We start from the raw sequence: 16,727 nt of genomic DNA, 5'->3' as shown, positions 1-16,727 counted from the left end.
AGCGATGGGGCCGGAACAGGCGCTGAAGATTTACAAGCCTTCCAGCTCCGCCATCAGATCATTCAAGCGATCCACCTTGTCCTCGGTCATGTCACTCGCCGCCAGGCCTTCGATGTACTCGGCCAGTTCCTGCACCGTGCTGCACTCGAACATCGCTCGCAGCGGCACATCGCGTTGCAGGGTTTTCTGCACCCGCGAGGCGATCTGCGTGGCCAGCAACGAATGCCCGCCCAGCTCGAAGAAGTTGTCGCGTACCCCGACCTTGTCGACCTTGAGCACTTCGGCCCAGATGTCGGCCAGGGTCTGCTCCAGTTCGTTGCGCGGGGCCAGGTAATCCTCGCTCTGCAACTGGCCGATCTCCAGCGCCGGCAAGGCCTTGCGGTCGAGTTTGCCGTTGGCGTTGTGCGGCAGCTGATCGAGCCACAACCAGTGCAGCGGCACCATGTATTCCGGCAGTTCGCTGCGCAGGCGTTGCTTGATCCGCTCCAGACGTTCGCTCGGGTTGAGCGCCGAATCCGCCGCGACCAGATAGCCGACCAGGTGCTTGCCGTTCGCCCCCTCTTGCACGCCGACCGCCGCATCGCGGACTTCCGGTTGTTCGTGCAGACGCGCTTCGATTTCACCCAGTTCGATGCGGTAACCGCGAATCTTCACCTGATGGTCAACCCGGCCGACGTACTCCAGCACCCCGTCACTGCGCCGCCGCGCGAGGTCTCCGGTGCGATACAGACGCTCGCCCGGCGCGCCGAACGGGTTCGGCACAAACACCGGCGCGGTGCGCAACGGATCGCTGACGTAACCGCGACCGACGCCGGTTCCGGCCACGCACAACTCACCCACCGCGCCCAGCGGCACCAGTTCCAGCGCGCCATCGACCAGGTACAGCAAGTTGTTGTCGGTCGGCGTACCGATCGGCAAATAGCTGCCGCGAGTCGAGGCCAGGTCGACGCGGAAGAACGCCACGTCATCGGAGCATTCCGCCGGGCCGTAAGCGTTGACCAGACCGATGTCCGGATAACGCAGCAGCCATTGGTGCGCCAGTTCCGGCGGCATCGCTTCACCGGTCGGCAGCATCCAGCGCAGGCCGTCGAGGCTCAGGCGTTCCGAGGCGAGCATGCCCTGAATCAGCGACGGCACGCTCTCCAGCACGGTGATGCCCTGCGCTTGCACATGCACCAGCAAGCCTTGCGGATCGTGGGCGATGACGTTCGGCACGATGTCCACCCGCGCGCCAAACAACGGCGCGGCGAGGAACTGCCAGACCGAAATATCGAAGCTTTGCGAAGCGGTCTGCGCGATCACGTCGGCGTCCGTCAGTTGCAGGTACGGCACCTTGCTCAACTGGTTGTTGAGCATGCCGCGCTGCTCGACCATCACGCCTTTCGGCAACCCGGTCGAACCTGAGGTGTAGATCACGTAGGCCAGGTTGTCCGGGCCACTGTAGATCCCCGGGTTCTGCAGCGATGTCGCCAGCGCCAGCACTTCTTCCCAGACCAACAGCCGAGGACGGTTGGCGCAGCTGAACTCATCGAGCAAAGTCTGCGCCTGTTGGCGGCAGGCTTCGCTGCACACCAGCACTGGCGTGCGGCTCAGCTCGATGATCCGCTGCAGACGCTGGCTCGGCAGGCCCGGATCCAGCGGCAGGTAACCGGCACCGGCCTTGAAGCTGCCGATGATCATCCCCAAAAGATCCAGATTACGTTCGGCCAGCAACGCTACCGGTTGATCCAACTGCACCCCGGCGGCGACCAGTGCATGGCCGAGGCGGTTGGCGTTCTGGTTCAGCTCGGCATAGCTCTGTTGCTGGTCGAGGCAAGTGGCGGCGATGCGCTGCGGATACGCCGCGACCTGTGCTTCGAACAGCGCCACGTAGCTGTGCTCCAGCGGATAATCGTGCGCGCTCTGGTTGCAGCCGTGCAGCAGGAAGTCCTGTTCCTCGTGGCCCACCAGCGGCAGGTCGGCCATGTTGCCATGGAAACCATCGACCAGCGCCAGCAACAGACGCTTGAACTCGCCGAGCATGCGTTCGATGGTCGACTCGTCGAAGTAACGCTGGTCATACGACAGGTGCAGACCGAGGTCATCGCCCGGGTAGCACACCGCCGTCAGCGGGAAGTTGGTGTGGGTACGGCCGGAGTCCGAAGTCGCGTTGAGGCTCTGCGCTCGGTCCAGCACCGAGACTTCCACCGGCGCGTTCTCGAACACGAACAGACTGTCGAACAGCGGCTGGCCTTTCGGCAGTTCGCTCTGCTCCTGAATGTTCACCAGCGGCAGGTATTCGTACTCGCGCAGTTGCATGTTGCTGTCGAGCAGCCCGCTCAACCACTGCCGCACGCTGGCGCGCTGATCGTCCGCCGGGATCTGCACCCGCAGCGCGATGCTGTTGATGAACAGGCCGACGGTGCGCTGCATCTCCGGCATTTCCACCGGGCGCCCGGCCACGGTCACGCCGAACAGCACGTCACGATCACCGCTCAGGCGTCGCAGCACCAAGGCCCATGCCGCCTGGGCGAAGGTGTTGATGGTCAGTTGATGGGCCTGGGCCAGCTCGCGCAGACGGGCGCCATCTTCAACGTTCAATCGGGTATAGCGGTCACCAACGATCATGCCGCCGCTTTCACCCGCATGTTCACGCAGGAACGGCCGGTCGCTCGGGATCGGCGTGGTGCGCTCGAACCCTCGCAGGTTCTGCTGCCACCACTGGCGTGCCTCGGCCAGGCTCTGGCGTTGCAGCCAGCCGATGTAGTCGCGGTAACGCGGTGGCAGCGACAACTGTGCTTCGCGACCTTCACCGAGGGCGGTGTAGATCTCGAAGAAATCGTTCATCAGCAGCGAGCGGCACCAGGCATCGATGAGGATGTGGTGGTTGCTCATCATGAACCAGTAGCGCGCCGCGCCGACCTTGATCAAACGCAGGTGGAACGGTGCCTGATTGAGCAGATCGAACCCGGCCTCGCGCTCACTTTTGAGCAGCGCTTGCAGCTTCGGTTCTTGCTCTTTTTCGGCAACGGCGCTCCAGTCCAGGTACTCGATCGGCGTGCGCCCCGGCGTGTGGATCACTTGCAGCATGTCTTCGCCGACGTTCCAGCAGAACGATGCACGCAACGCTTCATGACGGGCGACCACCGCTTGCCAGGCCTGGGCGAAACGCTCGGGATCCAGCTCGCTGTTGATGCGGTAGCGATCCTGCATGTAGTACAGACCGGTGCCCGGCTCGAGCAAGGTGTGCAGCAACATGCCTTCCTGCATCGGCGTCAGCGGGTAGACATCTTCGATGTGCGCCGCCGGCACCGGCAGGGCATCGAGTTGCGCCTGGGTCAGTTTCGCCAGCGGAAAGTCTGACGGCGTCAGGCCGCCGGCCTCGTCCTGCAGGCAATGTTCGATCAGACTTTGCAGCTCGCCGAGGTAAGCGTCGGCCAGGTCACTGATGGTCTGCGCGTCATAACGTTCGGCGCTGAAAGTCCAGCGCAGCAACAGTTCACCGCCATACACCTGACTGTCGATGCTCAGCTCGTTGGGCAGCGGCGCCTGCGGATCGTGGGCTGCACCGACCGGCTCATCCAGCGGACGGAACAGCGCATCGCTGGCGAAACTCTGGTCGAACTGGCCGAGGTAGTTGAAGGTCACCGGAGCATTCGGCAACGCCGCCATGCTGCGCTGGCTGAGGTCATCGGCGAGATAACGCAGCACGCCATAACCGAGGCCTTTGTGCGGCACGGCGCGCAGTTGCTCCTTGATCGCCTTGATCGAAGCGCCCTGTCCGGCGGCCTCTTCGATGTTGTGCGGGGTCAGGCGTAATGGATAGGCGCTGGTGAACCAACCGACGGTGCGGGTCAGGTCGATCTCGTCGAACAGGGTTTCGCGGCCGTGGCCCTCCAGTTGAATCAACGCCGACGGCTGCCCGCTCCAGCGGCACAGCACGCGGGCCAGCGCGGTCAGCAGCAGATCGTTGACCTGCGTGCGGTAGGCGCGCGGTGCCTGTTGCAGCAGTTGTTGGGTACGCTCGGCATCCAGGCGCACGCTGACGGTTTGCGCATGACGATTCTGCTGTCCGCCCTGCGGGTTTTCGCACGGCAGATCGGCGTTCGATCCGGCCAGCTGGGTTTGCCACCAGTTCAGTTCTTCACGCAGTGATTCGCTGCCGGCGTATGCCTGCAAACGTGCCGCCCAGTCTTTGAAGGCACTGGTTTTTGCCGGCAGTTTTACCGACTGTTCGGCGTCGAGCTGGCGATACACGGTTTGCAGGTCGTCGAGCAATACGCGCCACGACACACCGTCGACCACCAGGTGATGGATCGCAATAAACAGGCGTTGCTGCCCTTCGGGACCATCGACCAGCAAGGCGCGCAGCAGCGGGCCGTTTTGCAAATCGAGACTGCGCTGGGCATCGGCAAACAGCGCTGCGCACTTGTCCATCGCCGCCACCCGCACCTGCCACAACACCTCGGCGTCGGACACCGGTTGATGCGTGGCCTGCCATTGATCGTTGACCTGGGTGAAACGCAGACGCAGGGCGTCGTGCTGCTCGATCACCGTCAGCAGCGCCTGTTCCAGACGATGCGGTTCCAGCGCCACGCTCGGCTCCAGCAGCAGCGCCTGGTTCCAGTGCTGACGCTCGGGGATTTCAGTGTCGAAGAACCAGTGCTGAATCGGCGTCATGGCCGACTCGCCGACCACCAGTCCCTGCTCGGCGGTGACTTGCTCGCTACGGCTGGCGACAGCGGCCAGGGTCTGCACCGTCTGATGCTGGAACAGATCCCGCGGGCTGAAATGAATGCCTTGCTGCCGCGCCCGGCTGACCACCTGAATCGACAGGATCGAGTCGCCACCGAGCTCAAAGAAGTTGTCATTGAGACCGACCTGTTTGACGTTGAGCACCTCGCACCAGATCTGTGCCAGGGTCTGCTCCAACTCGCTGCTCGGGGCGACGTAGTGCTGACGATTCAGCTCGGGATCCGGCGCCGGCAAGGCGCGGCGGTCGAGTTTGCCGTTGGCGGTCAGCGGCATGCTCGCCAGCAGGATCAGGTGCGTCGGCACCATGTAATCCGGCAGTTGCGCCTTGAGGTGTGACTTCAGTGCTTCGCGCAACTCGGCCTGGTGGGTTTCGCTTTGTTCGGCGACATCGCTGACCAGGTAGCCCACCAGTTGCTTGCCGCTCGGCGCATCCAGCGCCAGCACCACCGCTTCGCGGATCGAGTGGTGATCGAGCAGACGGGTTTCGATCTCGCCCAACTCGATGCGGAAACCACGGATTTTCACCTGATGGTCGATCCGCCCCAGATATTCCACCAGCCCATCGGCACGCTGGCGCACCAGATCGCCGGTGCGGTACATGCGCCCGCCATCGGCGGCAAACGGGTCAGCCACGAAACGCTCGGCGCTGATGCCCGGACGGTCGTGATAGCCCTGGGCCAGACCGGCACCGCCGACGAACAACTCACCGGTCGCGCCTTGCGGCACCAGTGCCAGATCGGCGTCGAGAATGTACGCCACACGGTCACCGATCACGCTGCCGATCGGCACGCTGCCGGCGCCCTCTTCCAGCACTCCCGGCGCCAGACTGGCCAGCGGCATGACCACGGTTTCAGTCGGGCCATAGGCGTTGAAGAACAGGCTCGGTTTGAATGCGGCGCGAATCCGTTGCAGGTGCTCGCCGGTCAGTGCTTCGCCACCGGTGATGATCATCCGCACCGGCAGGGTTTCATTCTGTGTGGCGAGGAATTGCGCCAGCTGACTGCCGTAGCTCGGGGTGAAACCGAGCACATTGATCCGATGAGTGCGGATCAAGTCGCAGATCTCCTCCGCGTCCCACTGCCCTTGCGCCCGCAACACCACCTGCGCGCCGCTGAGCAACGGCACCAGCAGACGCTCGGTGGCGGCGTCGAAGTTGATCGAATAGAAGTGCAGTTCGCAGTCGTCCGGACGCATGCCGAAGCGTTCGATCACCGCCTGGCAATGCATGGCGATTTCACCGTGGGACACCACCACGCCTTTCGGCTGGCCGGTCGAACCCGAGGTGTAAATCAGATAGGCCTGATGCTGTGGCAGGCTGATAAATGGCAGCTCAGTGGCTGGGTGATCGGCCAGTGCCGCGCTGTCATCCTCCAGGCACCAGCGCGCCACGCTCGACGGCAAATCGCCAAGGGCGTTGAACATCGCCCGGTCGCTGAGCAGCAGACCGATGCGGCTGTCTTCGATCATGTAATGCAGACGGTCGAGCGGGTATTCCGGGTCCAGCGGCACATAAGCGCCACCGGCCTTGAGAATCGCCAACAGGCCGACGACCATTTCCAGCGAGCGCTCCAGCGCCAGACCGACCCGCACCTGCGGACCGACCCCACGCTCGCGCAGGGCCCAGGCCAGACGATTGGCGCGGGCATCGAGTTCGGCGTAGCTCAACGTCTGCCCGGCGAACGTCAGCGCCGGCGCGTCTTTGCGCGCCAGCGCCTGCTCGGCGAACAGATGATGGATGCATTGATCGAGACGCCGTTCGCCCGGTTCGACACCGAGGCTGTCAAGCAGGTGTTGCTGCTCCGTCGGGTCGAGCAGCGGCAACTGGCTCAGACGCTGTTGCGGATCGGCGATCAACGCTTCCAGCAGGTTGCGCCAATGTTTGGCCATGCGCGCAATGGTCGGTTCATCGAACAGATCGGTGCTGTAGGTCAGGCAGCAACCGAGACGATGGTCGAGGTCGGTGACTTCCAGGTTGAGGTCGAACTTGGTCGCCCGCGCATCGTTGGCCAGGTACTCGACGGTCATCCCGGCGAGCATGCGGCTCTGCTGGAACTCCCAGCGCTGCACGTTGCACATCACCTGGAACAGCGGGTTGTACGCCGCACTGCGTGGCGGTTGCAGCGCTTCGACCAGATGATCGAACGGCAGGTCCTGATGCGACTGGCCTTCGATCACGGTGTGGCGCACTTGCTCGAACAACTCGCCGACCGACATCTGCCCGTCGAGCTGGCAACGCAGCACCTGGGTGTTGAGGAACGCGCCGATCAGCCCTTCGCTTTCCGGGCGGATTCGGTTGGCCACCGGCGCGCCGATGCGCAGGTCGGTCTGGCCGCTGTAGCGGTAGAGCAAGGTGGCGAGCGCAGCGGTCATGGTCATGAACAGGGTCAGACCGTTTTGCGCATTGAACGCTCGGACGCGGGCGGCGAGGTCATCACTGAGGTCGAAACGGAACAGTTCACCCTGATGGCTTTGCACCGGCGGACGCGGACGGTCCCCGGGCAGTTCCAGCAGCGGATGTTCGCGACCGAGTTGCGCGGTCCAGTAGTCGAGTTGGCGCTGACGTTCGCCGGACTCCAGCCACTGCCGCTGCCAGACGCTGTAATCGAGGTACTGCACCGGTAACGCTTCAAGCGGCGAATCGCGCTCATCGACGAACGCTTCGTACAGCGCGCTGAGCTCGCGGGCAAAAATATCCATCGCCCAGCCTTCGGTGACGATGTGATGCAGGGTCAGCACGAAGTAATGCTCGTGCTCGGCGGTCTTCACCAGACAGGCGCGCAGCAGCGGGCCGCTTTCCAGGTCGAACGGCAGATGCGCTTCGTCATCGGCCAGTTGCTGGACGTTCTGTTCACGCTGGTCTGCCGGCAGTTTCGAGAAATCCTTCCAGCCCATGCGCAAGCCGGTCTCGGCATGCACCTGCTGACGGGCCACGCCATCGACGCTCGGGAATGTGGTGCGCAGGGTTTCGTGGCGCAGGATCAACGCCTGCAACGCCGCCTCGAAATGCTCGACGTGCAACACGCCGCGCAGGCGCGCCATGCCGCCGACGTTGTACGCCGGGCTGTCCGGCTCCATCTGCCAGAGGAACCACATGCGCTGTTGCGAGTACGACAACGGTACCGCCTGGCGGCGATCGACTTTGGCAATCGGCGGCTGTTGGTTGGTCTGGCCGCTGGCCTGGATCAGGCGGATCTGTTCGGCGAAGTCACCGAGCTCGCTGTGCTCGAACAAGGCGCGCAACGGCAGCTCGACGTCACAGGCCTGACGGCTACGCGAGATGATTTGTGTGGCCAGCAACGAGTGCCCGCCAAGGGCGAAGAAATCGTCGCGCAGACCGATCCGTGGAAGACCCAGCACTTCACGCCAGATCGCGGCGATCTGTTGTTCCAGCTCGGTGGCCGGTTCGACGTGTTCACGCACTTGCCACTGCGGCTCAGGCAAGGCGCGACGGTCAAGTTTGCCGCTCGGGCTCAGGGGCATTGCGTCCAGACGCATCAGTTGCGCCGGGACCATGTATTCCGGCAGCTCGGCGGCCAGCGCGGTTTTCAGGCGGGCGATCTGCATGTGCTGATCTTCGCCGGCATCGACAGCGGTGAAGTAGCCGATCAGTTGCGCGCCGGCCACGGTTTCGCGCACCAGCACCACGGCCTGGGCGACGCCGTTTTGAGCCAGCAGGCGCGCTTCGATTTCTTCCGGCTCGACGCGGAAGCCGCGCAGTTTGACCTGCTGATCGAGACGGCCGAGGTATTCGATCACGCCGTCAGCGCTCCAGCGAGCACGGTCACCGGTGCGGTACAGACGCGCGCCCTGCTCGCCCAATGGGTCGACCACAAAGCGCTCGGCCGTCAGCGCCGGACGACCGAGGTAACCCCGGGCCAGACCGATGCCGCTGATGCACAGTTCACCCGGTACACCGGCCGGCACAGGATTGAGCTCGGCGTCGAGCACGCGACAGATCACGTTGCCCAGCGGCCGGCCAATCGGCGAGCGTTCGCCATCGGCGCTGGTGCAGTGCCAATGGGTGACGTTGATCGCGGTTTCGGTCGGGCCGTAACGGTTGTGCAGTTGCACCGCCGGCAGTTGCGCCAGTACGCGGTTGCGCAGTTCCGCCGGCAACGCTTCACCGCCGGAGAACACCCGACGCAGGCTGGTGCATTCGGCGCTCAGCGGTTCGTCGATGAACAGCGAAAGCAGCGGCGGTACGAAGTGCAGCGTGGTCACGCCATATTCTTGAACAAGCTGCGCGATACGATGCGGATCGCGGTGTTCACCGGGGGCGGCGATCAGCAGGCGCGCGCCAGTGATCAGCGGCCAGAAGCATTCCCACACCGATACGTCGAAACTGATCGGCGCCTTTTGCATCAGCACGTCGCTGTCATTCAGGCGATAGCTGTGCTGCATCCACTGCAGCCGTTCGGCCAATGCGGCGTGGGTGTTGCCGACGCCTTTCGGTTGCCCGGTGGAGCCGGAGGTGTAAATCACGTAGGCGAGGTTGTCACCGTGCAGGTGCAGACCCGGTGCCTGACTCGGCCAGTTTTCCAGGTGCAACGCGTCCATGGCGATCACGCTGACACCGTCACTGGCCGGCAGACGTTCGAGCAAGGCAGTCTGGGTCAACAACAGTTCGACGCCGCTGTCGCTGAGCATGTAGGCCAGACGTTCAGCCGGGTATTCCGGATCCAGCGGCACGTAAGCGCCACCGGCCTTGATGATCGCCAGCAGGCCGATCAGCAGTTGCGGCGAACGCTCGGCGGCAATCGCCACGCACACGTCCGGACCCACACCTTTGTCGCGCAGGTAGTGCGCGAGACGGTTGGCCTGGGCGTGCAATTCGGCGAAATCGAGACTGCCACCGTCCCACACCAAAGCGGTGCGTTCCGGGGTCTGCCGCGCCTGTTCGTTGAGCAGTTCCGGCAGCCAGTGTTGCGCCGGGGTGCAGGGGGCGATGCTCCATGCTTGTTGCTGTTCGTGCTCGCACGGCGTCAGCAATGGCAGGTCGCCGATCGCCTGCTGCGGTTGCTCGCAGACGGCGCGCAGCAGGTTGCTGAAATGTTCGGCCAGACGCTCGATGGTCGCCGCCTCGAACAGTTCATCGGCGTAGTCGAAGGACAAGGTCAGGCGTCCGTTGCGATCTTCTTCGCTGTGCAGTTGCAGGTCGAACTTGGCTTCGCGACTGTGCCACGGCAGCTCTTCGGCGAGCAGACCCGGCAGACGTTTGAGCGCACTCAGGTCGCGTTGCTGGTGGTTGAACATGACCTGAAACAGTCCCTGTTCGCGAGCCTGCGGGAACGCTTCGAGCAGTTGTTCGAACGGCAGATCCTGATGGGCCTGAGCCCCCAGCGCGGCCTCGCGGGTCTGCGCCAGCAACTCGACAAACGACTGCCGTGAATCAACCTCGGCACGCAGTACCTGGGTGTTGATGAAGAAGCCGATCAGGCCCTGGGTTTCCAGGCGCGGACGGTTGGCATTGGGGATGCCGATGCGGATATCGCGTTGACCGCTGTAGCGGTGCAGCAGGCTCTGGAAGGCCGAGAGCAACAGCATGAATGGCGTCGATTGATGCGCCTGCGCGGTCTGCTTGATCGCGTCGCTGAGGCTCACGCCGAGGCGCACGCTGTGGCGCGCGGCGCTGTGCAATTGTCTGGCCGAGCGCGGGTGATCGGTGGCCAGTTCCAGCACCGGATGGTCGTTGCCCAGTTGGGCTTTCCAGTACGCCAGTTGTCGCTCGCCCTCGCCTTGCGCCAGCCATTGGCGCTGCCAGCTGCCGTAGTCGGCGTATTGGGTGGGCAGCGGCGCAAGTTCGGCGCGCTGACCGTGGGAGGTCGCGGCGTACAGGCGCGAGAATTCATCGATCAGCACGTTCAGCGACCAGCCGTCGGCGATGATGTGGTGCAGCGTCACCAGCAACTGGTGATCCTCGTCGTCGAGGCGTACGAGTGTGACCCACAGCAGCGGGCCTTTTTCCAAGTCGAATTGAGTGCGCGCCTCGTCTTCGCGGATCTGTTGCGCGCGGGCTTCACGCTCGTGCACTGGCAAGTCGCTGAGGTCAATCAGTTGCAGATTGAATTCAGGCGCCGCCTCGACCTGTTGCAGCGCCACACCGTCACGCTCGAAAAAGCGCGTGCGCAGCGATTCGTGGCGTTCGATCAGTTGCTGGAAGCTGGCGCGCAGCGCATCTTCATCCAGCTCGCCACGCAGACGCAGGGCGCCGGGAATGTTGTAGGCGCCGCTGTGCGGATCGAGTTGCCAGGTGATCCACAGACGGTTTTGCGCCAGCGATTGCGGCAGTGCTTCAGTGCGCGACAACGGGGTGATTTCGCCTTGGGCGCTGCCGCCGTCCTGTTGCTGTTGCGCCACGGCAGCGGCGAATGCGGACAGGGTCGGCGCCTCAAACAGCAGACGCAGGTTCAGCTCCAGGCCCAGTTCTTCGCGCACCTTGGCGATCACTTGAGTTGCTGCAATCGAGTTGCCGCCGAGCAGGAAGAAGTGGTCGTCGGCGTTGACCTGTTTGAGATTGAGTTGCTCGGCCCAGAGCTTGCCGATCAGGGCTTCCAGCTCGGAAGCCGCCAGGGTCGATTCGGTATTTTGCACCTCGGCGGACGGGAACATCGCGTAGCTGTCGAGGCTGCCATCGGCCAGACGTGTGCGGCACGCCGAGCGTTGCAGCTTGCCGCTGGACGTCTTCGGCAGCGCGCCCGGATTGAGCAGCACCACCACGCTCGGCGCTTCCTGGCAGGCCTCGGCCACCGCTTGGCGAATGGCTTTGATCAGTGCTTCGGGCGGCAGGATTTTCTGCACGCTGCGGCTGATTTCCGCCGCGATGCCAATGCCTTCTTCACCGCCCTGATTGACCGCGAATGCCGCGACGCGACCTTTGCGCACCACTTCCACTTCACGCTCGACGGTTTGCTCGATGTCCTGCGGATAGAGGTTGTGACCGCGCACGATCAGCATGTCTTTCAGGCGCCCGGTGATGAACAGTTCACCCTCGCGGATGAAGCCCAGGTCACCCGTACGCAGCCAGGTGCGGCCGGCGTGCTGGACGAAGGTCCTGGCGCTGGCCTCGGGATTGCGCCAGTAGCCGTGGGCGATGCTCGGGCCGGCGGCCCAGACTTCGCCGACCGCATTGTCATTGAGTTCTTGCAGGCTGCCCGGATCGACGATCAGCACCGCGTGCTCAGGCTGGCTGATGCCGCAACTCATGATCGGGCTGCCGTCACCCGGCTCGGCGCGATTTTGCGCCAGCGCCAGATCGTCGACACGCAGCGCAGGAATACCGGTGCCGCGCGGTGTGCCGGCAACGAACAGGGTCGCTTCGGCCAAACCATAGGACGCCATGAAGCTGTCTTCGCTGAAGCCGCACGGAGTGAACTTCTCGGCGAAGCGCTCGAGGGTGTCGAGACGGATCGGTTCGGAACCGGAATAGGCCACGCGCCAGCGGCTCAGGTCGAGTCGTTCCAGCGCCGATTCGCTGACCCGCTCGCTGCACAAGCGATAGGCAAAATCCGGCCCGCCGCTGATGGTGCCGCCGTATTGGCTGATCGCTTCAAGCCAGCGCAACGGACGACCGAGGAAGTACGCCGGCGACATCAGGATGCACGGCACGCCGCTGAAAATCGGCTGCAGCAATCCGCCGATCAGGCCCATGTCGTGGTACAGCGGCAGCCAGCTGACGATCACGTCGTCGGGGTTTACGTCGATGCCGAAACCGTGGCGAATCAGCAGCTCGTTGGCCACCAGATTGCCGTGGCTGACCTGCACGCCTTTGGGCAGCGCGGTAGAACCGGAGGTGTATTGCAGAAAGGCGATGTGGTCCTGCGGCAGGGTCGGCTCAATCCAAGACTCGGCCAGCGTGTTGTCGAGCGTATCGACGCACAGCAACGGCGGCGCGCCTTCGATATGTTGCAAGGCATCGCGCAGGTCGGCGCTGGTCAGCAGCAAACGCGGTTCGGCATCGGCAATGATCGACAGCAGGCGTTCCTGATGATGACGACGGGCGGACTCCGGCGGATAAGCCGGCACCGCGATCACCCCGGCGTACAGGCAACCGAAAAACGCCGCGACGTAATCCGCGCCGCTGGGGAACAGCAGCACCGCGCGATCACCGAACTCAGCCTGGGCCTGCAATGCGGCAGCAATGGTGCGCGCGCGTTGATCCAGTTCGCGGTAACTGAGCACCACGCCCTGCTCCTCGGTTTCGGCGAGAAAGCGCAGGGCCAGGCGCTCCGGCGTGTGTGCCGCACGGCGCTGGAGGGCTTGGACCAGAGTGCTGGGGAGTTCGAACGCGTCGGTCATGAGGTTTCCTGCCTGAATTCGGCTTGCTAGTGGAATCGAGGGGCTGCGTCACGCCGGTCGAGGGCGTGCAGGGCGTGGTCTGTGCCGACCGCGCAAGGCTTGCGGAATGCTGTCTGGCCGGGGCTGTGCGCCCGAAGCCATTCACCAATGAGAACGGATGACGTCTGCAAATAATTAGTCAGCGGGCAGGATCGCCAACGGGGGCCGGGGTGTGGCGGTGTGTCGCAGTTCTCGATTCGCACCTTTACGGAGCATTAGTTCTCTTTCTCAATTGACAATCATTATCATTCAACATAATTTGTCGCTCGATGTGTAGGACGGCCTCGTCCCCCGGCGTCCCACTAACCTATTGGCAGCAAGGTGATTTCCATGACGGAACAAGTATCCACAAGCAGGTGCGATTCACCGCTACTTCAGGCCTTCGTCGACAATCGACTGATTCTGGTCAAGATCGCAGCGCGCATTACCGGTTGCCGTTCGCGCGCCGAAGACGTGGTGCAGGATGCGTTCTTCCGCTTGCAATCGGCGCCGCCGATCACCTCGTCGATCAAGGCGCAATTGAGTTACCTGTTCCAGATCGTGCGCAACCTCGCCATCGATCACTACCGCAAACAGGCGCTGGAACAGAAATACTCGGGCCCCGAAGAGGAAGGGTTGAATGTGGTCATTCAAGGCGCTTCGCCGGAAACCTCGCACATCAATTTCTCGACGCTGGAGCACATCGCCGACGCGCTGACCGAACTGCCCAGCCGCACCCGGTACGCCTTCGAGATGTACCGCCTGCACGGCGTGCCGCAAAAGGACATCGCCAAAGAACTCGGCGTCTCGCCGACCCTGGTCAACTTCATGATTCGCGATGCACTGGTGCACTGCCGCAAGGTGTCGGGCAGCCGTGGGGATGCGGCCTCGATGGGTCGGCGCTAAGTCCGGTTCATCGCAGAAAAAAGATCGCAGCCTTCAGCAGTTCCTACAGAGGAATACCTTTCATGTAGGAGCTGCCGAAGGCTGCGATCTTTTGCTTTTACGCCAGCTTGCACCGATCAAAAAACCGCTCACGCCCCAGAATCATCAACGCCGCGCGCTTGTGCGGAAAGTCGAACTCCTTCTCGCAGTGGAAGCACTGGTTGTGCATGTGGCCGATCATCTTCGCGTTATCGGCACGCGGTTCAGCGACCACCCGCTGGGTCCGCGGATCATCCAGAAACAGGTAGTGCACCAGCGCCGACAACCAGCTCGCGACCTTGTGCGGGCCACGGTGATTCTCTTCCCCCACCAGCATGTGAATACCACGGTCGTAATTGTCGGCGTCGTAGAACGGCGCGATACGGTCTTCCTTGGCCCAGTAGGCCTCGAAATAGGCAAACGGTTGATCATCAAAACAGCCGATCAGCGTCAGGGTGTGCGGATCGGCATCGAGCTTGCTCAGGTACTCGCGATGCTGCTCGAGACTGCCCTCCTCCTGCCAGAAACTGGCGACTCGCGGGCTGTTCTGCCAGCGATTGAACCGCGCCAGATCCTGCTCGATCTCCACCGTACGCAGGGAAATCCACGCACCGAGACGCGCGTCGAAACGCCGATAGACCTCGCCACGCGGCTTCGCCGGGCGCAGCGGATGGCGCTTGCCGTGACTGATCACCATTTGTTGCGGGTAGCTGCCGGTCAGCGACGTGCCCAGCCAGGGTTGCGGCAACTGCCAGAACAGGGTGCGTTCGCAGCGGTATTCGCCAGCCACTTCGGTGCTGACCAGCAAACCGCTGAGCAACGCTTCAGTGGGTGGTTGATCGAGTTGCCAGAGCAGTTGCTGACAGTCCGGATCGCGTGCGAACAACCAGTAACAGGCCGCCCACAGCGCCTGTCCCACGGGCAGTGCATAACGCTCGTCGAGCTGGATCGGGCCTTTGGCCAGGCGATCCAGGCGCAGGCGAATCAGCGGTTGCCCGTCCAGGCTCAGGCTCAGACGGCTTTCAGTGGCATCGGCTACCAGTTGGCTGCCCGAAGGCAGGGCCAGGGCAGCCAGGTCATTCAGATTGGACATGGGTCGGGCTCACGATAATCGTCGACAGTTCAACGATGGGACGTGAGCCGAGAGGAGAAATTTAGCCGCCTGGATGAAAATCGGTCAGGGATGAGCCACCGGCACCACGGCAATCTTGTAAGGATCGAAGATCTTCAGCATCTGGCCATTGTTGCGCAAACCCTGCAGCAACTTGCCGAACGCCTCGCCAGTGATCGGTGCCGTCGGACGCAGAATGGCGTAATGGTGGTAGACCTGATCGATGCGTTGCGACACCAGCAATTCGTCACGCACTTTTTCGTTGCGCAGCAGATAATCGAACAGGTACGAGCGCGTGACCAGAGCGATGTCGGCGCGCCCGCGCAGCACCATCAGCAGGTTGCTGTCGTGGGAATAGGTCAGCGTCGCGTTGAAGGTATCGGCGAGGTACTTGGGATCGGCGTTGAAGTTGGCGAACTCATAGTGATAACCGCTGTACAGCGCCAGGCGTTTGCCCTTGAGGTCGGCGAAATAGTTCTGCTGGCGACCGTCTTCACGTTGCGCGACGAAAATCTCGGCATCTTCCAGGCCCATATCGACGTCGGTATGAGGAATCTCCTTCCAGCCCCAATCGGGGTTCTCGAAGATCGCCATGTCGATCCGGCCCTGCTTGAAATCACCGAAACGCCGAGGAATCGAAGTCGGTACCAGTACGAACTGATAGTCCGCCTGCAGTGCATTGAGCGCCTCGACCAGTTGCGGCAGCAGGCCAGTGTCGGCACCACTTTCCGGACGCACGGTGTAAGGCGGAAAATGCGCCGCGCCCACCCGAACCAGTTGCGCTGCCTGTGCGGGTAGCACCCAAAATACCGCCAGCGCTACGAGCAAAAGCCCTGCGGTCGTCCGAATTGGCGAAGACTTCAAAACACCCCACTCCCCGAAAAAATGGCAATCAATGCATTCAAGCTAGGCGGTTTCGCCCAGTTAGCCAGTTTCCCGGCCTGTTAGAAAGTGGACTGGCGCTCTTCGAGCACCAGAATCAGCGCTTCATCGGCCAACTGATCAAGGCTCAGGCTGCCGCCGGCACGGAACCAGGTGGTGGTCCAGGACAGTGCGCCGGTGAGGAAACGACGGGTAATGAAAACATCGCCACGGATAAACCCGGCGTCCTTGGCTTCGCCCAGCACTTGCAACCAGATCTCTTCATAGACGTCACGCAGGGCCAGCACTCGGGCCTGCCCCTCCTCGGACAACGAACGCCACTCGTAGACCAGCACCGCCATCGCTTCGCCGCTGCCGCCCATGATCGACTGCAACTCGCAACGAATCAGCGCCAGCACCCGCTCGCGTACATTGGCGGCTTCGGCCAGCGCGGCGCGCATCAACGCGGTGTTGTAGACGATGGTCTCTTCCATCACCGCACGAAGGATTTCATCCTTGCTTTTGAAGTGATGAAAAATGCTCCCGGACTGAATCCCCACCGCCCCGGCCAGATCGCGCACGGTGGTGCGTTCATAGCCTTTGTTGCGGAACAGGTGGGCGGCCACTTGCAGCAGTTTGCCGCGAGCGCTGTCAGGGTCGGTCAGTTGGCCTTGGTCGACCAGTTCGCGCATGACCCTCAGGGCTTTTTGCTCGTCCACCCGTTCTCTCCTACAGTCGATCAGTCTGTTGCCCCCTGAACGCGCAGGGTTGCGCGCAATTTAAG

Annotated in this window: 5 protein-coding genes; 1 reads left to right on the top strand and 4 read right to left on the bottom strand. The window is 63.0% G+C overall.

Features of this window, described 5'->3' with window-relative positions; genetic code table 11:
• Window positions 1-30: 30 nt before the first annotated feature.
• Window positions 31-13,029, bottom strand: a complete 12,999-nt coding sequence (locus tag KVQ82_RS10265; RefSeq protein WP_222018781.1) for a non-ribosomal peptide synthetase — start codon at window positions 13,027-13,029, stop codon at window positions 31-33.
• Between the two features lie 369 nt (window positions 13,030-13,398).
• Between KVQ82_RS10265 and KVQ82_RS10260 the strand changes: the two genes are divergently transcribed.
• Window positions 13,399-13,953: an RNA polymerase factor sigma-70 gene (locus tag KVQ82_RS10260; protein WP_027613402.1), complete on the top strand. Its 555-nt coding sequence runs from the start codon at window positions 13,399-13,401 to the stop codon at window positions 13,951-13,953.
• 97 nt (window positions 13,954-14,050) lie between these two features.
• Here the strand turns inward: KVQ82_RS10260 and KVQ82_RS10255 are convergent, their stop codons facing one another.
• The 3 genes from KVQ82_RS10255 to KVQ82_RS10245 form a co-directional block, all read right to left on the bottom strand.
• A complete protein-coding gene (locus KVQ82_RS10255; RefSeq protein ID WP_222018780.1) occupies window positions 14,051-15,064 on the bottom strand; it encodes a GNAT family N-acetyltransferase in 1,014 nt (337 codons plus the stop codon).
• An 84-nt stretch (window positions 15,065-15,148) separates the two neighbouring features.
• Window positions 15,149-15,946, bottom strand: coding sequence for an ABC transporter substrate-binding protein (locus tag KVQ82_RS10250; protein ID WP_041069688.1), 798 nt, complete (start codon window positions 15,944-15,946; stop codon window positions 15,149-15,151).
• Window positions 15,947-16,026: 80 nt separating this feature from the next.
• Entirely contained in the window at window positions 16,027-16,662 is a 636-nt protein-coding gene (locus KVQ82_RS10245) for a TetR/AcrR family transcriptional regulator (protein WP_145594058.1), read from the bottom strand.
• Window positions 16,663-16,727: the final 65 nt, after the last annotated feature.

Origin of the sequence: Pseudomonas sp. AO-1 (assembly GCF_019775695.1) — a bacterium.
Taxonomy (GTDB): domain Bacteria; phylum Pseudomonadota; class Gammaproteobacteria; order Pseudomonadales; family Pseudomonadaceae; genus Aquipseudomonas; species Aquipseudomonas parakoreensis.
This window is presented reverse-complemented; position numbering and strand designations above follow the sequence as displayed.